The 22008-nt window shown below is 65.5% G+C and carries 14 protein-coding genes and 2 tRNA genes; 8 read left to right on the top strand and 8 right to left on the bottom strand.

Annotation, left to right across the window (positions count from 1 at the left end; genetic code table 11):
- Window positions 1-83: 83 nt before the first annotated feature.
- From AC5RT3_RS10080 to bcp, 6 genes are all read right to left on the bottom strand, one after another.
- Window positions 84-3314, bottom strand: a complete 3231-nt coding sequence (locus AC5RT3_RS10080) for an efflux RND transporter permease subunit (RefSeq protein ID WP_494124068.1) — start codon at window positions 3312-3314, stop codon at window positions 84-86.
- A 69-nt stretch (window positions 3315-3383) separates the two neighbouring features.
- Complete coding sequence (locus tag AC5RT3_RS10075; protein ID WP_494050715.1) at window positions 3384-4886, bottom strand: malate:quinone oxidoreductase; 1503 nt, start codon at window positions 4884-4886, stop codon at window positions 3384-3386.
- 79 nt (window positions 4887-4965) lie between these two features.
- Window positions 4966-6636, bottom strand: coding sequence for an ABC transporter substrate-binding protein (locus AC5RT3_RS10070; RefSeq protein WP_494124067.1), 1671 nt, complete (start codon window positions 6634-6636; stop codon window positions 4966-4968).
- Window positions 6637-6825: 189 nt separating this feature from the next.
- Window positions 6826-7506, bottom strand: coding sequence for a fasciclin domain-containing protein (locus AC5RT3_RS10065; RefSeq protein ID WP_494008592.1), 681 nt, complete (start codon window positions 7504-7506; stop codon window positions 6826-6828).
- Window positions 7507-7780: 274 nt separating this feature from the next.
- Window positions 7781-7862, bottom strand: a tRNA-Leu gene (locus AC5RT3_RS10060).
- 123 nt (window positions 7863-7985) lie between these two features.
- Window positions 7986-8459, bottom strand: a complete 474-nt coding sequence (gene bcp, locus AC5RT3_RS10055; RefSeq protein ID WP_494124066.1) for a thioredoxin-dependent thiol peroxidase — start codon at window positions 8457-8459, stop codon at window positions 7986-7988.
- Window positions 8460-8555: 96 nt separating this feature from the next.
- Between bcp and AC5RT3_RS10050 the strand changes: the two genes are divergently transcribed.
- Window positions 8556-9011, top strand: coding sequence for a MarR family winged helix-turn-helix transcriptional regulator (locus AC5RT3_RS10050; RefSeq protein ID WP_494008985.1), 456 nt, complete (start codon window positions 8556-8558; stop codon window positions 9009-9011).
- Between the two features lie 193 nt (window positions 9012-9204).
- Here AC5RT3_RS10050 and AC5RT3_RS10045 read toward each other — a convergent pair.
- Window positions 9205-9280 (bottom strand) — tRNA-Lys (locus tag AC5RT3_RS10045).
- 260 nt (window positions 9281-9540) lie between these two features.
- Window positions 9541-10629, bottom strand: coding sequence for a sunset domain-containing protein (locus AC5RT3_RS10040; RefSeq protein ID WP_494124065.1), 1089 nt, complete (start codon window positions 10627-10629; stop codon window positions 9541-9543).
- A 262-nt stretch (window positions 10630-10891) separates the two neighbouring features.
- Here AC5RT3_RS10040 and ilvD point away from each other — a divergent pair, with 262 nt between their 5' ends.
- The 7 genes from ilvD (at window position 10892) to AC5RT3_RS10005 (ending at window position 21998) form a co-directional block, all read left to right on the top strand.
- The gene (gene ilvD, locus AC5RT3_RS10035) at window positions 10892-12610 is read left to right on the top strand and encodes a dihydroxy-acid dehydratase (RefSeq protein ID WP_494050711.1); all 1719 of its coding nucleotides are present in this window, start codon (window positions 10892-10894) and stop codon (window positions 12608-12610) included.
- Between the two features lie 376 nt (window positions 12611-12986).
- Window positions 12987-14894 (top strand): acetolactate synthase large subunit, encoded by a 1908-nt coding sequence (locus AC5RT3_RS10030; RefSeq protein ID WP_494124064.1) that lies wholly within the window; start codon window positions 12987-12989, stop codon window positions 14892-14894.
- 2 nt (window positions 14895-14896) lie between these two features.
- Window positions 14897-15409 carry an acetolactate synthase small subunit gene (gene ilvN / locus AC5RT3_RS10025; protein WP_494008587.1) on the top strand — a complete coding sequence of 171 codons (513 nt, stop codon included), beginning with the start codon at window positions 14897-14899 and terminating at the stop codon, window positions 15407-15409.
- Between the two features lie 80 nt (window positions 15410-15489).
- Complete coding sequence (gene ilvC / locus AC5RT3_RS10020; protein ID WP_494050709.1) at window positions 15490-16515, top strand: ketol-acid reductoisomerase; 1026 nt, start codon at window positions 15490-15492, stop codon at window positions 16513-16515.
- Window positions 16516-16643: 128 nt separating this feature from the next.
- Entirely contained in the window at window positions 16644-18233 is a 1590-nt protein-coding gene (serA, locus tag AC5RT3_RS10015) for a phosphoglycerate dehydrogenase (protein WP_494050708.1), read from the top strand.
- Between the two features lie 217 nt (window positions 18234-18450).
- Complete coding sequence (locus tag AC5RT3_RS10010) at window positions 18451-21246, top strand: ABC transporter permease (protein WP_494124063.1); 2796 nt, start codon at window positions 18451-18453, stop codon at window positions 21244-21246.
- Window positions 21243-21998 (top strand): ABC transporter ATP-binding protein, encoded by a 756-nt coding sequence (locus tag AC5RT3_RS10005; RefSeq protein WP_494008583.1) that lies wholly within the window; start codon window positions 21243-21245, stop codon window positions 21996-21998. Before AC5RT3_RS10010 ends, AC5RT3_RS10005 begins: the two co-directional genes overlap by 4 nt.
- Window positions 21999-22008 lie beyond the last annotated feature (10 nt).

Genomic DNA, 22008 nt, shown 5'->3' with positions numbered 1-22008 from the left:
GCTTGGTTCAAGTGTAAACCAATTTAGATGCATTTGCATCTATCGCCGGATACAACGCGGCCGGGCGGCGAATATTCCCTGTTCTACTCCGGGCTTCCCTGTGCGGCTCGGCGGCCGCTGACCTTCGGCACCATTCCCGTGGTCCAGTCGTCGAATTCATCATCCACGTCGGCCGCCTGGGCAAACTCGGGGCGCTCCTGGAGCTCCCGGAGCAGCGCCTTCTTCTCGCGCCGGCCCTCCACCAGCCGGTACAGCACAGGGACCAGGACCAGCGTCAGGGCAGTGGACGAGACAAGTCCGCCGATCACCACCACGGCCAGCGGCTGCGAAATGAAGCCCCCGCCGCCCGTCAGGCCCATCGCCATGGGGGTGAGGGCGAAGACCGTTGCCAGCGCCGTCATGAGGATGGGCCGAAGCCGCTGGCGGGCACCGTGCGTGATGGCGTCCGCAACGTTCATGCCCGGCCGTCCGTCACGCGGCCGCCTGTACTGGTTGATGAGGTCGATCAGCACGATGGCGTTGGTGACCACAATGCCCACCAGCATGAGCATGCCGATCAGGGACGGCAGGCCAAGCGGGACGCCTGTCACCAGCAGCAGGGCCACGGCCCCGGTGGCCGCGAACGGCACGGAGACCAGCAGGATCAGCGGCTGGACCAGGGACTTGAAGGTGGCCACCATGATCACGTACACGATGGCGATGGCCGCCAGCAGGGCCAGGCCGAGCTGCCGGAACGATTCCGCCTGCTGCGTGGTTGCGCCGCCGATTTCGGCGGTCACCCCGGGCGGGAGCTGCACATCGGCCAGGCGCTTCTGGACTTCGGCGCTGACCGCGCCAAGGTTGGAGCCCGACGGCGTGACGGACACCCGTGCGGTCCGCTGTCCGTTGCTGGCCGTGATGGAGACCGGGACGTCCACCTGATCCACTGACGCGATGCTGCCCAGGGTCGCCGGGCCGGCGGCTGCGGGCAGCGGGATGTTCCGGACGGCGTCGATGCTGGTGAACCGGGTTCCCTTGCCGATCTGCACGGGGAAGTCGTCGGTCTCGATCCGGACTTCGCCTGCCGGGATGGGGCTGATAGTGGACGCAAGGACCCCGGCAACCTGTTCTTCGTTGAGGCCCGCTGCCACCGCCTTGGCCCTGTCCACCTTCACCTGCACCACGGGCTGGGTGGCTGCAAGGTTGGTTTCCACCTCGCTGCTGCCGGGGACACCGGCCATGGCCGCAACCATCGTGTCGCTGGCTTCCTGCAGGTCGGCCGTGCTGGCTGCCTTGAGGGTGATGTCCACCGTGGAGGACGTGCCGAAGCCGCCCTGCTGCGTCCCCACGGATACCTTGCCCGAATCCGGCACCTTGGCCAGTTCGGAGCGCACGGTGTCCTGCAGCTCCACCTGGTCCGCCTTTTCGTCGGTGACCACAGTGAATGTCGAATTCGAGGAGCCGGTGGAGACGAGGGCGGCGAACCCGGCCTTCGCGTTGCCGGACGTCACCTGGACGTCTTTGATGCCGTCGATGCCGCGCAGTACCGCCTCCAGCCGGACGGCCGCCGCACTGGTGTCCGCCAGGCTGGTTCCGGCGGGGAGCACCTGGCGCACGGTCATGCTGTTCTGGCCGGAGTTGCCGAGGAGGTTGGTGGCCAGCAGGGGAGCCATGGCAGCGGTTGCGCCCAGCACCAGCGCCGCGGCCACCAGGGTGATGACGGGGTGCTTCTGGGTGGAGGTGAGGATGGGCAGGTAGCCCCGCTGCAGCCGGCTGCGCTGCTCGGCTTCCTGCGCCTTCGCCCGCGCTTCGGCGGCGAAAGCACGGGCCGCGGCAGAATCGGCTTGCAGGCCGGGCGCTGCGCCCTTGTTCCGGAGGAACCAGTAGGCCAGGACCGGAACGATGGTCAGTGAGACCAGCAGGGAGGCCAGCAGTGCCATGGTGACAGTCAGGGCGAAGGGCCGGAACAGCTCGCCGGCCAGTTCGCCCACGAAGGCAATGGGGAGGAACACGGCCACCGTGGTCAGGGTGGAGGCTGTGATGGCACCGGCAACCTCCCGGATGGCGGTGAGGATGGCGGTGACCTTCTCCTCCCCGTACGTGAGATGCCGCTTGATGTTTTCGATGACAACGATCGAGTCGTCCACCACCCGGCCGATGGCGATGGTGAGCGCGCCGAGTGTCAGGATGTTCAGCGAGTATTTGGTGGCGGACAACCCGATAAAGGTGATCAGCAGGGACAGGGGGATGGAAACCGCGGTCACCAGGGTGGAACGGGCGGACATCAGGAAGACCAGGATGACGGCCACGGCGAAGCCCAGTCCCAGCAGGCCTTCGGTGGTCAGGTCCTTGATGGACTTTTCGATGAAGGGTGCCTGGTCGAAGACCGGCGTGAACTTCGCGCCGGATCCCAGCTCGGTCTCCAGGTCGCCCAGTATGTCCCGCACGGCGTGGGAGATGGCCACGGTGTCACCCTCGGGCTTCTTGGTGACGGACACCGCAAGGGTTTCCTCCCCGTTGGTACGGGTGATGGACGTGCGTTCGTCGTCCTGCAGCGACACATCTGCCACGCTGCCAACGGTTGCGGAGTTCCTGGTCCCGGAAAGCGGCAGGGCCTTGATGGCATCGAGCGAGTCCACGGGGCTGCCGATCTGCAGCGACAGCGTCTTGCCTTGTTCCTCCAGGGTTCCGGCCGGCACCAGTGCGCCATTGTTTGCCAGCGCGTCCCGGATGGAGGTGATGCTGGCCCCCGCGGCGGCCATGGCCTCCGGGCGGGGAAGGATCTCGATGTGCTGGGTGGCGCCGCCCGTGACGTCGGCTCCCCGGACGCCGTCGATCTTCTGCAGCCTCGGCACGCTCAGCCGCTGAAGGTCGGCGTTGAGCTCGCTGAGCGGTTTGTCCGAGGACACGGCCAGGAAAACGATGGGGAAGTCACTGATGCTGCCGGCGATGGCCTGCGGCTGGACATCCTCCGGCAGCGTCCTCTTGGCGTTGGAGATTGCGCGGTCGATCTGGGCGCGGGCGCGGTCCAGGTTGGAGCCGTAGGTGAACACCAGGGTGATCTGCGAAACCCCGTTCCGGGAAGTGGAGGAGGTGGACTCCAGCCCCTCCACCCCGTTGAGCGCCGTCTCCAGCGGCCCGCTCACCTGTTTGTCCACAACCTCCGGAGAGGCTCCGGGCATGGCCGTGAGTACCGTGATCTGCGGGAACTCAATGGAAGGAATGAGCTCCTGCTTCAGCGACGTCATGGTGATCACGCCGAAGACGGACGCGAAGACGGTGATCAGTGCGATCAGCGCCCGGTTCGCCAGGGAGAGGTGGGCCAGACGGAACATCGCATGAACTCCTGGAGGGTAGGGGAACTGGGACGTCCCCGCTGGTGCCGGCCGGTGGCCGAAGCCGGGTCAGCGGCCGGCAGTAACGCTCTCCAGCTGCAGTGACTTGGCGGTCGCCTGCTCCAGCTCCACGGCTAGGTCCGGATTCTCATCCAGCTTCACCCCGTAGCCGGGCATCATGTCCTTGAGCTTCGACTGCCAGCCCTTGAAGTTCTTCGGGAACGTCTTCTGCAGCAGTTCGATCATGATGGGAACAGCGGTCGAAGCTCCGGGGGACGCGCCCAGGAGCGCGCCGATGGAGCCGTCACGGCCGGCGATCACTTCAGTACCGAATTGCAGGACACCGCCCTTGTTCGGGTCTTTCTTGATGATCTGTACACGCTGGCCGGCGGTAATCAGTTCCCAGTCGCCATCCTTGGCCTCGGGGTAGTACTCGCGCAGCGCCTCGACCTTGTCCCCGTGCCGCTTGGCCACTTCCTTGATCAGGTAGGCGGTGAGGTCCATGTTGTCCTTGGCCACGGCAAGCATGGGAATGATGTTGGACGGGCGGATGGACAGCGGCAGGTCCAGGTAGGAGCCGTTCTTGAGGAAGTTGGTGGAGAATCCGGCGTAGGGGCCGAACAGCAGCGAACGCTTGCCGTCCACGTACCGGGTGTCAAGGTGCGGGACGGACATGGGCGGGGCACCCACCGACGCCTGGCCGTACACCTTGGCGCTGTGCTGGGCCGCGATGGTTTCGTCCGTGCAGCGGAAGAACTGGCCGGACACGGGGAAGCCGCCGTAGCCCTTGCTCTCCGGGATGCCGGAAGCCTGGAGCAGGTGGAGGGCGCCGCCGCCGGCGCCGACAAAGACGAACTTGGCATGGATCTTGCCGTGCTCTCCGGACTTCGGGTACTTCAGCGAGAGGTCCCAGCCGCCGCCGGACGCGCGGGAAATGCCCGTGACGTCATGGCCGTAGTTGATTTCGACGCCGTTGTTCCCCAGGTACGTGGTCAGTTCGCGGGTCAGTGCCCCGAAGTCCACGTCGGTACCTTCGGCGGCACGCGTGGCGGCAACGCGCTGCTTCGGGTCGCGTCCCTTGACGATCAGCGGAGCCCACTTGGCGATCTGGGCCTGGTCCTCCGAGTACTCCATGCTCCGGAACAGGGCGTGCGGCTTCAATGCCTCATACCGGGTCTTCAGGAAGCGGGTGTGGTCCTCGCCGATCACGAAGCTCATGTGCGGCACGGTGTTGATGAAGCCCTTGGGCGAACCGATGAGGTTCCTATCCACCAGGTGGGACCAGAACTGCCGGGAGAGCTGGAACTGTTCGTTGATGAGCAGTGCCTTGGCGGGGTTTACTGAGCCGTCCTTGGCCGCAGGGGAGTAGTTGAGCTCGCAGAGGGCGGCGTGGCCGGTTCCTGCGTTGTTCCACGGGCCTGAGCTTTCCAGCCCGGGCTGGTCCAGCCGCTCGAACAGGGAGATGGTCCAGGTCGGCTCCAGCTGCTTGAGAAATGCCCCCAGCGTGGCGCTCATGATGCCGCCGCCAATCAGGACGACGTCGGCATGCGGGGTCTTGGAAATGAAGGTCACGATCAGTCTCCGATTGCAGCGGCTCTGGCTGTCACAGAATATCCCCGGGCAGCCGACATACTGAAATTGGATGCGCTCGTCAAGGCTTTAGTTGCACCTTCGTGAAAACTTCATTTAAGACCGGCGAAGCCGGGTAGCCCACCACCCGGTCGGAGAGGGCAAGTGCCGAGATCGGGAAGGCAATTGGAACTGCCGGTACGGTGGCAGCAATCTGGGCGTTGATGGTGTGATATTGCTCATCCCGCTCCTGGCCTTCCGGCAGGCCCCGGGCGCGGTTGATCTTGGAGAAGACCTGCGGATCCTGGTAACCGAACTCACCGTTCTTTTCCCCGAACAAGGGACCCACGAAGTTGTCGGCATCGGAATAGGAGCCGTTCCAGCCGAGGAGGTGGAGGGCGTGGTCGCCGGGGGACTGGACCTTCTGGAGGTAGCCTTCGGACCATTCCACCGGGACGGGGCGGATGTTGAAGCCCGCCGCGGTGAGCTGCCGGCTGAGCTCTGCATACACTTTTTCGGGCGTGGCCAGGTACGGCCGTGTCACGTTCAGCGGGTAGTAGAACTTCAGTTCCTCGCCCGCGTAGCCGGCTTCCTTGAGGTACTCCTTGGCTTTTGCAAGGTTGTGGCCCAGTTCCGGGGCATCGTTGTTGAAGCCGCTGATCTTCGGCGGGACAAACTGTGTTGCCCTTGCGGTGTTGTCGATGAAGAACTTCCGGATCAGGGTTTCCTTGTCGATGGCCATCTCGATGGCCTGGCGGACCAACAGACTCTGCAGGACCGGAACCTCCTGGTTGATGCCCACATACATCACCGAGAACGGGTCCCGCTGGACGATCTGCTTTCCACGCTTGACCAGTTGGTCGAAATTGCCGACGGTCACGGCATCGTAGCCGTCGATCTTGCCGTCAAGCAGGGCCTGGAGCCGGAGCTGCGGATGGTTGTAGGCCAGGAAGTTGATGGTGGCAATCTGGCCCCTCTCGCCCCAGTAGGCCTTGTTGGTGACCAGGGTGACGCTTTGTGCTTCCCAGGCGGCGAACCTGAAGGGGCCTGTGCCCACGGGATTTGTGGCGAACGCGGACAGCGGGGGACCACCGCGGTCCTGGTCCAGGACGTCTGCCCTGCCGGCGGCGAGGGCGGCAGGCGATGCCATGGCAAACGCGGGGAGGGTGAGGGCCTGGAGGAAGGCAGTGAACCGCTGGGTGAGGTCAATGCGTACCCTGTGCTCGGACAAGGCGGTGCAGCTCTTGAAAATAGACAGGTCGGGCTCATCCGAATGCGCCTTGAAGACCCCCTTGAACGAGCTGCCCGGGGCCTGCCGGCGGAGGTCCGGGGAGAAGGCGAACCATCGGTTGAAGTTAATGCAGACGGCTTCCGCATTAAAGGGTGTGCCGTCATGGAAGACCACTCCCTTGCGCAGCGTGAACGTGTAGGAGCGGCCTTGGTTGGACTCGCTCCATTCCGTAGCCAGCAAGGGCGTGGGCTTGCCCGTGGTCTGGTCCACGCCCACCAGGCCCTCGAGGATCTGCCGGGTGATCCGCTGCGACTCGACGTCGCTGGACAGTGCCGGGTCCAGTCCCAGGGGCTGGGCTGCGGTGCCGAAGCTAAAGGTGGCAGTGGGTTCGGCCGGGGTGGTGGCGCTGGGTGAACCGGAGGACGGCGACGGGGCCGGAGCGGCGGTGCACGAGGCCGCGCCCAGTGCCAGGAGGGCGGCGCCGGCCGTCAGGACGGTCCGCCGCGATGGACTGCTGGGCACTCGTGGATCACCTCTGGATATCGCCGGTCCGCTACCTGCGGGCCGGAAAGCCCAGTCTAATTGACGGTTCTGCCGGTCCCGGTAAGGCTGTTGCTCCTGTGATGCCGCTGCCGCTTAAGCACCGGCGCCGGGCTCCGCGGGTGGCGGGGCCCGGCGTCCGGATGGCATACCGTGCGGTTGGCTTGCTGCCTACTTGGGCATCAGCACCGAGTCGATCAGGTAGACGGTGGCGTTCTTGGTCTGGACGCCGCCGCAGATCACGCTGGCGTCGTCAACCTTGAGCGCGTCGCCGCTGCCGCTCACGGTGACCGAGCCGCCCTGGACAGTTGCGTGGGTGCCGGCAATCATGTCGGGACTGATCTGCCCGGGGACAACGTGGTAGGTGAGGATCTTGCTCAGGAGTGCGTCGTCGGTCTTCAGGGTTTCGATGGTGGCCGGGTCGATCTTGGCAAAGGCCTCATCTACCGGAGCGAAAACCGTGAATTCGCCACCGTTGAGCGTGTCCACCAGGTCAACCTTGGGGTTCAGCTTTCCGGAAACGGCAGAGGTCAGGGTGGTCAGGATGGGGTTGTTCGAGGCGGCAACGGCAACGGGATCAAGGGCCATGCCCTCAACCGAGCCGGCGCCGGTGGGTACCTGCTCCGCGTAGGCAGCGCAACCCGGGCCCACCAGGTTTGCTGCGGGATCCATGGCAGCGGCGGACGGGCTCGCCGAGGGGGAGGCGGCCATGCTGGAGGGGGCCGCGGACGGGCTCTCAGCCGCGGCGGAGGACCCCGAGGCGCTGCCGGTGCCGCCACAGGCCGTCAGGCCCAGCAATGCTGCAGCTGCAACGCCTGCGACGCTGAAGGTTGTGCGCGTGATTGTCTGCATTTCAGTTCTCCTTGGATCATGGCTTCTGCCCGCCACAAACGGGGTGTCCGCGGCGTCTATCAGTTCTGGCTTTGTAAGCACCTGCCCGGGCTGGTGTCTCATTGGCTATTCGGCCGGAGGGCAGGACCGGATGGGTGGATCCAGGAAGTTTTTCGGCGGCGGACGAAATCCGGCGGCAGCGACAAGAGCAGGTGAAGGAGCAGATCGGCGGGTTAACGCAGAAAATCCCCCGGTGCCGGATGGCTCACGGACCGGGGGATCTTCTGATGTGATGTGCGCAAGGGGGGACTTGAACCCCCACGCCCGAAGGCACAGGAACCTAAATCCTGCGTGTCTGCCAATTTCACCACTCGCGCGCGGCCTCATGCCGAAGGACGGAAAACCAGTACCTCAAACAGTACGGAAACCATGTACGACGGCGGATGCCAGTCTTTATTGTAGCCTCGCCCGCGCCGCGGCCGGGCCAGGCAGCGGTACGGTCAGGCGTCCAGCTTCAGGTCGCGGCGCAGCTTGGCCACGTGGCCGGTTGCGCGGACGTTGTACTGGGCCAGCAGAACCTTGCCGTCGGGGTCCACCACGATGGTGGACCGGATCAGGCCCTCGTAGGTCTTTCCGTAGTTCTTCTTTTCACCCCAGGCACCGTAGGCCTCTGCCACCGCGTGGTCCTCATCAGCGAGCAGGGGAAAAGTCAGTTCCTCCTTGGCGGCGAACTTGGCCAGCTTTTCCACCGGGTCCGGCGAGATCCCCAGTACGTCGTACCCGGCGGCCTGCAGGGACGACAGGCTGTCCCGGAAGTCGCAGGCCTCCTTGGTGCAGCCCGGGGTGGACGCGGCCGGGTAGAAGTAGACGATGGTGTGCCGGCAGCTGCCCGGGGACAGGCTGACGTCCTTGCCGCCCGAGTCTTTCAGGGTAAATGCGGGGGCTTTGTCACCGGTCACGAGTCTGTCAGCCATTGTTTTTCTCCTAGTTGCAGGCGGGACACAACAGCCTAGTAAGGGGGAGGGGCCGGTGCTAATCGGCACTTGGCTATACTTGCTGCTATGCCTGATATGGAGCACTGGCCCACGGGACGCCTCTTGTCCACTGCTGCGCGCCTCGTAGAACACTCATGGAACGAAAAACTTGGTGCCATCGGTCTCACGCACGCCGGAGTCATAGCCATTGAGGTTTTGGCTGCCCAGGGACCCATGACCCAGGCACAGCTTGCCCAATTTGTGCGTGTGCAGGCACAGACCATGGGCAAAACCCTCAGCCGGCTTGAGTCGCACGGGCACATCATCCGGGTGCGCAGCACGTCGGACCGCAGGAGCCACGTGGTGTCACTCACCGAACGGGGTAAGGAGGCTGTTGCGGCCGCCGTTGAGATGGAGCGTTCCGTCCTTGCCTCGGCGTCCATCGACCCTGAAGTACTCCGGCAGGAACTCAAGGCCGTGGTCCGGGAACTCGCCAGCCAGTTCGGCACAGTGCCCAGCAACGCCGCGGCGCTTGTGGAGAATTCACCCTAGGCAGGTCCTGGCGCCGTCTGTTCCGGACCAGCGGGGCGTGGCTGCAGTTTCACTACGAAACTGCAGCCACGCCTTTTTTGTTGGCGTCGACCGTTCCGGTGACGATGGATGCGGCGTTGGTACTGCGCATCGTAGCGGAAAAACAAAACAGCCCCCGGCCCGCGTTTCCGCAAGCCAGAGGCTGTTTTCCCAGTGGTGCACCCCCCGGGACTTGAACCCGGAACCCATTGATTAAGAGTCAATTGCTCTGCCAATTGAGCTAGAGGTGCATCTTGTTTGTTTCAGTCATCCGGGCTTTTTCTTTCCCGTTGACCTCCGCAACGACATGAAACTCTACACGAACTTTTGATGCATGTGAAATCGGGCCCCGCTTCGAGGGGCGGGTCACACCTGGGGCAGGCAAACCCCCGGAAAATCAAGGTTTTCCGGGGGTTTGCCTGCCCCAATGCCTGTCCGGAAAGACGTCCTGATCCGCCTTGCCCGGCTGACGCCCTGCTGTGAGTTGGAGCACAGGCTGCATCGGCGGCTGCTAAAGGCGCTTCCGCCGGGGTGCCCGGAAGCCCGCAGCCTCCGCATGTGCCGCCGACTCGAACCAGACGTCAGCCCTGGTTTCCCCGAAGTCCGGGTGCCCTTCCTCGTAGTAGACCATCGCGCCGGCGTCGCCCTTGACCTCGAACCCGGCAGGTCCGCTGCCGTCCGGGCCCGCTGCGGCCGAGCCTGCACCATAGGGTTCGGCTGCGGCGAGGTGCCCTGCGGCTTCCGGCTGGTATCCCGTCCCGGTTTCTTCCCCGGGACGGCGGTCCTGCACGTCGTGGTCCGCCCCGGTTTCAACCAGGGCCGAGGACTGTGTCCTGTCCAGCGTCTCGGCTTCGGCGGCACCAGGCGGAACGGCCGGGCCGGTGGCCCTGGCGGTTGCACCTGGCCCCGCCGCCATCCCCTGGGTGGCAGGGGAGGTGGTTCCGGTGGCGCCTGTCCGGGCCGTTGCCGGCGTGCCGGCGTCGTCCGCTTCTTCCACCGCAGCGGTTTCGGCGCCCGGGAGGGTGGGCGCATGCGGTTCCGTGTACTCGGGGTGGTGGACGGGGCGGGCTGCATCCGTGGCGGACTGTTCCGCGGCGCCTTCAGGTACTGGCGGGGTTGCTGTTTCGGGGGAGGCGTGCGATGCCCGAGCGGAGCTGGCAGTGGCGGAGGAGGACCCGCCCGCTTCAGACCACTGGGTTTCCCATTCGGCCTGGTCCTGGTGACGCCGCTCAGCGCCGGACGTCTTACTCGCGGTGTCATGGGCCGCATCCGCTGTGGCGGCCGGCGTTGCCGCGCTGGAACCTGCTGCTGACCGTTCCTGCCGCGGCGCTTCACCTGCCGGTTCCGCAGCCGGTTCATCGGCGGTGGTGGGTGCTGCGGGCTCGGCAGGACGGCCGAACCCGGCGGCAGTGGCGATCCCTGTGGTGCCTGCCGCCTCCGCGGAAGGAGCGGCCCCGCCTGAGGACAGTGCGCCGTCGCTGCGCGGAGCATTCGTCACTGTCGGCTCCTGCCGCGACTTCGTCGTGTTGCTGCGGTTCAGCAACCACCACACAACGCCGACGGCCACCACAATCAGAATGACCCAGAAAAATGTATCCATGGCTAACCCTTCAGTCAGGAGGCAAGGTGTCCTGCCCCCGACGCTACGTCGGGCGCCTAACGCTGTCTAGGTTTTCGCAGGTGGGAAGCGGGGCGCGGCACAGGCGGGCGTGAGGCGGACCACACCGCATGAGCACGGGCTGGACTCCCCGTCTCAGAATGCGAGATGCAAGTCCAGTATCTGGCAGAAATAATTGCTCTTTTGGGCTTTGACCGCCCCGTAGGGTCCTTTCGGCCTCCATCAGAGCCATAGACTTTCCCCTATGAGTGACACCACCATCGCATCCGATAACAAGCCCGACATCAAACCCCGGAGCCGGGTCGTAACCGACGGAATCCACGCTGCACCGGCACGTGGCATGTTCCGGGCGGTCGGCATGGGGGACGACGACTTCGCGAAGCCCCAGGTTGGTGTCGCGAGCTCGTGGAACGAAATCACTCCTTGCAACCTCTCCCTTAACCGCCTTGCCCAGGGCGCCAAGGAAGGCGTTCACGCCGGCGGCGGCTTCCCCATGCAGTTCGGCACCATCTCCGTCTCGGACGGCATCTCGATGGGCCATGAGGGCATGCACTTCTCCCTGGTGTCCCGCGAAGTCATCGCAGATTCCGTGGAAACCGTCATGCAGGCCGAGCGCATCGACGGATCCGTGCTGCTCGCAGGCTGCGACAAGTCGCTTCCCGGCATGCTCATGGCAGCTGCCCGCCTGGACCTGTCCAGCGTGTTCCTCTACGCCGGCTCCATCATGCCCGGCTGGGTCAAGCTCGAGGACGGCTCCGAAAAGGAAGTCACCCTCATCGATGCCTTCGAGGCTGTCGGCGCCTGCGCCGCCGGCAAGATGAGCATGGAGGACCTGACCCGGATCGAAAAGGCCATCTGCCCCGGCGAAGGTGCCTGCGGCGGCATGTACACCGCCAACACCATGGCCTGCATCGGCGAAGCCCTGGGCATGTCCCTGCCCGGCTCCGCAGCCCCGCCCTCGGCAGACCGCCGTCGCGACGAATTCGCCCGCAAGTCCGGCGAAGCCGTGGTCAACCTGCTGCGCCAGGGCATCACGGCCCGCGACATCATGACCAAGAAGGCGTTCGAGAACGCCATCGCCGTGACCATGGCGTTCGGCGGCTCCACCAACGCCGTCCTGCACCTGCTGGCGATCGCCCGCGAGGCGGAGGTCGAGCTGACCCTGGACGACTTCAACCGCATCGGCGACAAGATCCCGCACCTTGGCGACCTCAAGCCCTTCGGCCGCTACGTGATGACGGACGTCGACAAGATCGGCGGCGTGCCGGTCATCATGAAGGCACTGCTGGACGCCGGCCTGCTGCACGGGGACTGCCTCACCGTGACCGGCAAGACCGTCGCGGAGAACCTCGAAGCCATCAACCCGCCGGATGTTGACGGCAAGATCCTGCGGGCGCTGGACAACCCCATCCACAAGACCGGCGGCATCACCATCCTGCACGGCTCGCTGGCCCCGGAAGGAGCCGTCGTCAAAAGCGCCGGCTTCGACGCCGATGTCTTCGAAGGCACCGCCCGTGTGTTCGAGCGTGAGCAGGGTGCCCTGGATGCGCTGGACAACGGCCAGATCCAGAAGGGCGACGTGGTGGTCATCCGCTACGAAGGCCCCAAGGGCGGCCCGGGAATGCGCGAGATGCTCGCCATCACCGGTGCCATCAAGGGTGCGGGCCTGGGCAAGGACGTCCTGCTCCTGACCGACGGCCGGTTCTCCGGCGGCACCACCGGCCTGTGCATCGGCCACGTTGCCCCCGAAGCGGTCGACGGCGGCCCCATCGCCTTCGTCAAGGACGGTGACCGGATCCGCGTGGACATCGCCGCCCGCAGCTTCGACCTGCTGGTTGACGAAGCCGAGCTCGAAGCCCGCAAGGCGGGCTGGGAGCCACTGCCGGCCCGTTACACCAAGGGTGTCCTGGCCAAGTACGCAAAGCTGGTGCACAGCGCATCAACGGGTGCATACTGCGGGTGACGCCTTCCCCGTGCATGCGGCGCTGAGCGCCGTACGCACGGGGCCCCTCGGCGCCACCCTTATTAAGCCGTTCCCGGCTTGGGTGGGCCGCTGAAAGTTTCGGTCCTTTCACTGATCGGATCGTTTCGTGGACAATGCTGTCCACATGGTGAGATAGGGTGGCGCCTCGTTGACACCCATCCCACCAGAGGGAAAACTGAACGCATGACTTTCGTTACCGCCGGCACCGTCGTCGTCCTTACCAAGCGCGTGGCACTATAGCCTCCTCTGGTAACGAACCGTCACGCGCAAACCCCTCGAAGAGCCGCCAGGCTGAGGGGTTTTTTTATTTCCTGCAGTTTCCATGAACCACAGATGATCCACAAGGAAGAGTCCGATGAGCAAAGGATCGCCGATCAGCCCCTCGCTGTTGGCTACCAAGTCCACTGGAGCCACCAAGGCTCCGGAACGCGCCGACCGGACGGCTGACAATGCCGCCGTCGCCGCCGACCTTGCTGCCGCCTCTCCTGTCCTTGGGCCGAACAACGTTGTACCCCCAACGGTGATGACCGGCTCGCAAGCTATTGTCCGCTCGCTCGAAGAACTCGGCGTCGACGATATTTTCGGTTTGCCTGGTGGCGCGATCCTGCCCACCTACGACCCCTTGATGGCCTCCACCATGAATCACGTGCTGGTCCGTCACGAACAGGGAGCCGGCCACGCCGCGCAAGGCTACGCCATGGTTACCGGGCGGGTTGGCGTCTGCATCGCCACCTCGGGCCCGGGTGCCACCAACCTCGTTACCGCCATCATGGATGCCCACATGGACTCCGTGCCGCTGGTGGCCATCACCGGCCAGGTGTCCAGTGGTGTGATCGGCACCGATGCTTTCCAGGAAGCGGACATCGTGGGCATCACCATGCCCATCACCAAGCACTCCTTCCTGGTCACCGACCCCAATGACATCCCGCACGTCATGGCGGAGGCGTTCCACCTCGCCTCCACCGGCCGTCCCGGCCCCGTGCTGGTGGACGTTGCCAAGGACGCCCAGGTGGGCCAGATGACCTTCTCCTGGCCGCCCAAGATCGACCTGCCCGGGTACCGCCCCGTCACCCGGGGCCACAACAAGCAGGTGCGCGAAGCGGCAAAACTCATCGCGGCTTCCACCAAGCCCGTCCTGTACGTGGGTGGCGGTGTGGTCAAGGCACACGCCAGCGCCGAACTGCTGGCCCTCGCCGAGGCCACGGGAGCCCCGGTGGTGACCACGCTGATGGCCAAGGGCGTGTTCCCCGACTCGCACCCCCAGCATGTTGGCATGCCCGGCATGCACGGCAGTGTTTCCGCGGTCACGGCGCTGCAGCAGGCCGACCTCCTGATCACCCTGGGCGCCCGCTTTGACGACCGCGTCACCGGCGTCCTCAAGACGTTCGCGCCGATGGCCAAGGTCATCCATGCCGACATCGACCCCGCGGAAATCTCCAAGAACCGCACCGCCGATGTCCCCATCGTTGGTTCGGTCAAGGAAATCATTCCTGAACTGACGGACGCCGTGCGTGCGCATTTCGGCACCACCGGAACTCCGGACCTCACCACCTGGTGGGCTTTCCTGAACAACCTCAAGGAAACCTACCCGCTGGGCTGGACCGAACCGGAAGACGGCCTCACCGCTCCGCAGAAGGTCATCGAACGCATCGGCGCCCTCACCGGCCCCGAGGGCGTGTACGTGGCAGGCGTGGGCCAGCACCAGATGTGGGCGGCGCAGTTCATCAAGTACGAGCGCCCGCACGCCTGGCTGAACTCGGGTGGTGCCGGAACCATGGGCTACGCCGTACCGGCTGCCATGGGCGCCAAGGTGGGGGAGCCGGACCGGGTGGTCTGGGCCATCGACGGCGACGGTTGCTTCCAGATGACCAACCAGGAATTGGCCACCTGCGCCATCAACAACATTCCCATCAAGGTTGCCGTCATCAACAACTCTTCGCTGGGCATGGTGCGCCAGTGGCAGACCCTCTTCTACGAAGGCCGCTACTCCAACACCGACCTCAACACCGGCCACGACACCGTCCGCATCCCGGACTTCGTCAAGCTGGGCGAGGCCTACGGCTGCGCGTCCTTCCGCTGCGAACGCGACGAGGACATCGACGCCACCATCCAGAAGGCCCTCGAGATCAATGACCGGCCAGTGGTCGTCGACTTCGTGGTCAGCCCCAACTCGATGGTGTGGCCGATGGTGCCAGCCGGCGTGAGTAACGACCAGATCCAGGTTGCCCGCAACATGACCCCGGAATGGGAAGAAGAGGACTGAGCATGAGCCGCCACACCCTGTCCGTCCTTGTCGAAGACAAGCCGGGCGTCCTGACCCGCGTCGCGAGCCTCTTCGCCCGCCGCGCCTTCAACATCAACTCCCTGGCCGTCGGCCCCACCGAAGTACCGGGCATCTCCCGCATGACGGTGGTTGTCGACGCCGACGGCGACCTGATCGAACAGGTCACCAAGCAGCTCAACAAGCTGATCAACGTCATCAAGATCGTTGAGCTGACCTCCGAATCTTCCGTACAGCGCGACCACATCCTGGTCAAGGTACGTGCGGATGCCGCAACACGCCTGCAGGTAACCCAGGCTGCAGACCTGTTCCGTGCCTCCGTCGTCGACGTGTCCACAGACTCGTTGGTGATCGAGGCAACCGGTACCCCGGAGAAGCTTGCAGCGCTGCTTTCAGTGCTGGAGCCCTTCGGCATCCGCGAAATCGTGCAGTCCGGCACCCTGGCCGTTGGACGGGGATCCCGCTCCATGAGTGACCGGGCGCTGCGTTCCGCCTAGGCCTGCCCAGGCGGAACTCCGCCCGGAACCGCAAGCACCACACCACCTATCTACCAAAACACTCAAGAGGAGTTACGCAAGTGACTGAAATGTTCTACGACGACGACGCCGACCTGTCGATCATCCAGGGCCGCAAGGTTGCCATCGTTGGTTACGGCTCACAGGGCCACGCCCACGCGCTCAACCTGCGCGATTCCGGCGTCGACGTCGCCATCGCCCTTCAGGAAGGCTCCAGGTCCAAGGCCAAGGCCGAGGACGCAGGCTTCACGGTCAAGAACGTCGCCGACGCCGCCGAATGGGCCGACGTCATCATGATCCTGGCGCCGGACCAGCACCAGCGCTCGATCTACAACGAGTCCATCAAGGACAAGCTGGCCCCCGGCAAGGCCCTGGCCTTCGCCCACGGCTTTAACATCCGCTTCGGCTACATCCAGGCTCCGGAAGGCGTTGACGTCATCCTGGTCGCCCCGAAGGCACCCGGCCACACCGTGCGCCGCGAATTCGAAGCCGGCCGCGGCATCCCGGACATCATCGCCGTCGAGCAGGACGCCTCCGGTTCCGCCTGGGACCTGGCCAAGTCCTACGCCAAGGCCATCGGCGGCACCCGCGCAGGCGTCATCAAGACCACCTTCACCGAAGAGACCGAAACGGACCTCTTCGGCGAGCAGGCCGTCCTGTGCGGCGGCGTCTCCCAGCTGATCCAGTACGGCTTCGAGACCCTGACCGAAGCCGGCTACCAGCCGCAGATCGCCTACTTCGAGGTGCTCCACGAGCTCAAGCTCATCGTTGACCTCATGTGGGAAGGCGGCATCGCCAAGCAGCGCTGGAGCGTCTCCGACACCGCCGAGTACGGCGACTACGTCTCCGGCCCGCGCGTCATCACCCCCGAGGTGAAGGAAAACATGAAGGCCGTCCTGGCCGACATCCAGTCCGGTGCCTTCGCCAAGCGCTTCATCGAGGACCAGGACAACGGCGGCATCGAGTTCAAGGAACTGCGCGCCAAGGCAGAGCAGCACCCCATCGAGGCCGTTGGCCGCGAGCTGCGCTCCCTGTTCTCCTGGCAGCAGCAGGACGTGGACTACGTGGAAGGCTCCGCAGCCCGCTAAGGCTGTCGGAAACTTACCCTTCACCAGGGGCCACGGTGAGGCCGGGTTCACACTTAACAATGTGAGCCCGGCCTTTCCGTCGGCCTAGACTTGTTCCATCCCCAGGACTGCAACGCAGAGGATCAGCCGTGTCAAAACCCGTAGTACTGCTCGCCGAAGAACTTTCCCCCGCCACCGTCGAGGCCCTCGGCCCGGACTTCGAAATCCGCCAGACCGACGGCGCCGACCGTTCCCAGCTGCTCTCGGCCATCAGCGACGTTGACGCCATCCTGGTCCGCTCCGCGACCCAGGTGGATGCGGAAGCCATTGCCGCGGCAACGAACCTGAAGGTCATCGCCCGCGCCGGCGTGGGACTGGACAACGTTGACATCAAGGCCGCCACCCAGGCCGGCGTCATGGTGGTCAACGCCCCCACGTCCAACATCGTCTCCGCGGCGGAACTCACTGTGGGCCACATCCTCAGCCTGGCCCGGCACATCCCGCAGGCCAGCGCAGCCCTCAAGGACGGCGAGTGGAAGCGTTCCAAGTACACGGGCATCGAACTGTTCGAGAAGAAGATTGGCATCATCGGCCTGGGTCGGATTGGCGCGCTCGTGGCCGCCCGGCTCAAAGGCTTCGATACCAAGATCCTTGCGTACGACCCCTACATCACTTCCGCCCGTGCAGCGCAGCTCGGCGTCCAGCTGGTCACCCTTGACGAGCTCCTTGCCCAGTCCGACTTCATCACCATCCACATGCCCAAGACCCCTGAAACCGTGGGCATGCTGGGCGCGGCCGCCTTCAAGAAGATGAAGAACACGGCCTACGTGGTCAACGTGGCCCGCGGCGGCCTGGTGGACGAGGAAGCACTCTTCACCGCACTGCAGGACGGCGAAATCGCCGGCGCCGGCGTCGACGTGTTCGCCAAGGAGCCCAGCACGGACCTGCCGTTCTTCAAGCTGGACAATGTGGTGGTCACCCCGCACCTGGGCGCGTCCACTGACGAAGCCCAGGAAAAGGCCGGCGTCTCCGTGGCAAAGTCCGTCCGTCTCGCCCTCGCCGGTGAGCTGGTCCCGGATGCCGTCAACGTCGCCGGCGGCGTCATCGCCCCCGATGTCCGCCCCGGCATCCCGCTGATCGAAAAGCTCGGCCGGATCTTCACCGCCCTGACCCACGATTCCCTGACCCAGTTCGACGTCGAGGTTGCCGGCGAAATCTCCTCGCTCGACGTCAAGGTCCTGGAACTGGCGGCCCTGAAGGGCATTTTCGCGGACGTCGTGACCGAGCAGGTCTCCTACGTTAACGCCCCGGTCATCGCGGAACAGCGCGGCATCAACGTCCGCCTGATCACCACTCCGGAAACGGAGTCCTACCGCAACGTCCTGACCCTGCGCGGCGCGCTGAGCGACGGCAGCCAGATCTCCGTGGCTGGAACCTTGACCGGACCCAAGCAGATCCAGAAGCTCGTGGGCATCAACGGCTTCGAGGTGGAAATCCCCATCAGCGAGCACGTGGTGGTGGTGGGCTACACCGACCGCCCCGGCGTCATCGGCACCATCGGCCACATCCTGGGCATGAACAACATCAACATCGCCGGCATGCAGGTGGCCCGCCACGACCAGGGCGGCCAGGTCCTTGCGCTGCTCACCGTGGACAGCTCCGTGCCGCAGCAGGTGCTGGACGCCATCAAGGCCGGCATCGGCGCGGACATGGTCCGGGAAGTGGACCTGGAAGACTAAATACCCCGGGAGTGACCGGGAAACGCCGTACCAACGGCCGCCGCCGGGCGTGTCCCGGCGGGGCCACATATGATTGGCCGGTCTGCTTACAATGGCTTGGTCCTGGTTCAGGACCAAGCCGGCAGGCCGGCCATCACCTTTTGCACATCCGTCCGTAGTCGTCCATGTCCGCCGGGGGGCACGGTGTGCGCACGCAATCCAGGTTTCAGGGAGTTCCATGAACGCCGTCCAGAGGTTCATCAGAAGCAAAGTGCTGCTGTTGACCGCTGCCATCTTGATCGCAGCCATGTGCTTGTCGGTCCTCGTCCAAAGCCAGTCCCAGGCCGCACTCAACCGGACCGTGGATGAAAATTCCCGCGGCCTCTACGACGTCCTCGTCCACGCCAAAGCGCCCGCCGGTGCCCTGCTGCAGCCGGAAATCGCCAACGGTACCGGCGGCATCAGCTTCGAACAGCTGGAGTCCATCAAGAAGCTGTCCGGCACGTCCGTGGCCGCACCCATCAGCCTGGTCTCCCGCGTGACCCAGAACCTCGAAGCGCCGCGCCTGGATGCCATGGATTACCTCGGCTACAACGCCGGGCTCGCCGGCACCGCGACGGCGGACCAGGCCGCCGGTGCCACGGCGCCGGACAAGTGGCCCGCCGCGGAGTCCGTCCTGAGTGACGAGACCAAAAAGTACCGGCTCACCGCCAGCGCGGTAAGTTCCGACGGCGTCTCCGAGCAGACCCTTTTCAAGTCCACGGCCGAGGGCACGCTGGGCAAGGCCAAACTCGTCGAGGAAAAGGCCGCCGGCGGCAGCAGCATCCGCATCGCGGCCCCCGAGGGCGAAACCGGCATCAAGTTCCCCGCCCCCGCCGGTGGATCCGAGCACAACCTGTTCAACCTGTCCGTGTCCCTGCCACTGGCGCCCGAAGTCACGGAATCCGTGGTGGCAGTCGACCCCGCGGCCGAGCGCGCCCTGCTGGGCCCGGCCGGGGACTTCCTGGCCCCGCTCGAAAAAGCCCCGCCCGCCGACGCCCGCAACGCCGGAGCCATCGGCCGCTATTTCGAAGGCCTGTTCACCAACGGAATCGGCCTGGACCAGCTGGAAGAAGGCCCCGACTTCCTGGGCGTCAAGCTCAAGTACTGGGCGCCGCTGATGACCCAGTACCAGCAGGCAAAGCGCAACGGCCAGCTCACCGCCGATTCCCAGGCGATCCCGCTGATCGTGCGCTCCGGCACTTCGCTGGACCTTAAGTACAACGTCAAGATCGAAGAGATCGACGACGCCGGCAAGGTGGTCAAGGACGTCGGAACCGTCTCCCGGTCGCTGGACAAGGACTACCTGCCGTTCGTCTCCAAGGACCCGTTCGTCCTGTCCTGGCCGGGCTCCACCGACCACTCGTCCCTGCTGGGCGCCACCGGCAACTTCAATCAGGGCCTCTACACACCAGCCACCTGGAGCACGGACTTTGCCGCCGCGCCGAAGTACACCGACGGCGAAGAGGCCGCCAACGGCGCCGTGGACAAGACCGCCGTCCCCGGCGAATGGGTGACCATCAACCGCCTGCCGGAAAAGAGCGCCAACGGCACGCCAGTGGACCAGACCCAGCGTGAACCGGTGGACGAGCGGTCCTACCGCGAGAACCTGGCAACGGGTGAGAAGACGGCAGCCCCGCTGGCCATGGTCTACGGCACCTTCGACCCCGCCGCCGTGGCCGAGGCCGCCGGCGACGTCAATAAGCTTCCCCTGGGCGGCTACGACCCCACCCCCTTCACCCTGGTCAAGGATGCCGAGGGCAAGGACGTTCCTGCCACGGAGCTTGGGCCCTCGCTGAGCGCCACTGGACTCGCCAGCCAGTCGGCAGGCGCGATCACCGACTACTACGGGCTCGCCGCTGCCCGCGGCTACACGGACAACGCCGACGTGATCGACGCTGTCCGCGTCCGTGCCAAGGCACCGGGGAGCTGGAAGGAAGCTCAGCCGGAGGTGGAGAAGCTCGCCGCCGAAATCCGGGACATGGGCCTGGAAGCCACTATCGTGGCCGGCTCCGCCCGTGAGGACGCCAGCATCTTCGTGCCCGGCTATTCCAAGGACGACGCCGGCAAGGAGTCAGCGCTGGGCACTGTCCAGCAGTCCTGGGTGCGGCAGAACGCGGCCGAAGCCGTGACGGGATCGCTCTCCGGAACCAACGTGACCCTGCTCTTCCTGACCTTGTGCGGCGCGGCCCTGCTGACCGGGGCGTCAACCGTCAGCTATATCCGCAAGCGGCGCAGCGAAGCCGGAACCCTCCGGGCCATGGGCTGGACCCAGCGGCGGATCCGCAGCTGGGTGCTGGAAGAGTTCGGCGTGGGTGCAGTGCTGCTGGCCGTGGCCGGCCTTGTCCTGAGCCTGGCCAGCTGGAGCCTTGCCACTGCGCTGGTGTGCGTTGCCGTCCTGCTGCTGTACATCGGTGCCGCGTTCTTTGCCGCGCAGCAGCTGCGCCACCGCGACGTCATCGACCAGGAGCCGCAGCACGACGAGCGGCTTATTCCGGTGGATTCGCCGCTGACGTTCGCCAACCGCCAACTGGGCACCAACAAGTTCAACACACTGGCCCTGGCCGTGGCCGTCGGTGTTTTCGGTGCTGCCGTAGGCGGCCTGATCGCCCTGCTGATCGACATCCCCCGGGCGGCCGGAGCGAGCGCCCTGAGCGGGTTGGCTGCCGCCAGCGTGGCCCTGCCAAGCATCCTCCTGGCGCTGGCCGGCGTGGTGGTCGGCCTGGTGCTGACCCTGGTGACCGGAAGGTTCGAGCTGAACGCCAAGCGGCAGTACCTGGGCATCCTTGAGGCCATGGGCTGGAACCCGGACATGCTCCGCCAGGTCCGCCTGTTCGAAAACGCGCTGGTGGGAACCGTGGCCCTGCCCCTGGGCGTGCTGGGCGCCCTGGGCATCGGCCTCCTGCTGGCACCCTATGCCGCACTGTGGGCAGGCGTCGCCGGCCTCGTGGCTGTACTTTGCTGGATACCGATTGCAACGAAAGTGGTCCAATGACAAACCCGACCAATGTCCAGCGGAGCCGCAGGAGCGGCTCCGGCGAGGTTCCCCTGCAGACCCGCGCCAACACCATCGTCAAGGCGCCGGACCACGCCACCCCGCTGGAACTGAGCGACATCACCATCCGCTACGGCGGCGGCAAGGGCGGTGCCGAGCCCGTCAGCGTGGTGGAGGGCTTCGACCTGACCCTGCACGCCGGTGAAATGCACTGCGTCGCCGGCCGAAGCGGCTCCGGCAAGACAAGCATTCTGACCGTCGGCGCGGGACTCACGCTGCCGACGTCGGGCCGCGTCTTTTGGGAAGGCGATTCCCTGGAGAGCATGGGCGACGACGAAATCGCCGACCGCCGTCGTGCCCTCATCGGCTACGTCGACCAGGGCGGCGCCCTGATCGACGGCATGAGCGCCCTGGAGAATGTCCTCCTGCCCGCCGTTCCCGACGGTGAAGTGGACCAGCGGCGGGACATGGCCAAGGACCTCCTGGACCTGGTGGGCCTTGGCCGGCGCATGCGCCACCGTCCGGCGCAGCTGTCCGGCGGTGAGCGCCAGCGCGTCGCGATCGCCCGTGCACTGATCCTGGGTACCCGGGTCCTGGTGGTGGACGAACCCACCGCCAGCCTGGACCGCGCCTCCGCCAACCGCATCATCAGCATCCTGAAGGACACCACTAACGACGGCATTGCCGTGCTGGTTGCGTCACACGACCACGAACTGGTCCGGCTCAGCGATACCCTGACTGAACTGATCTAGCCTGTCCCTC

Source organism: Arthrobacter sp. Y3221159 (genome assembly GCF_059089885.1).
The sequence above is the reverse complement of the archived record's forward strand: the minus strand, read 5'-3'. Positions and strand labels throughout refer to the sequence as shown.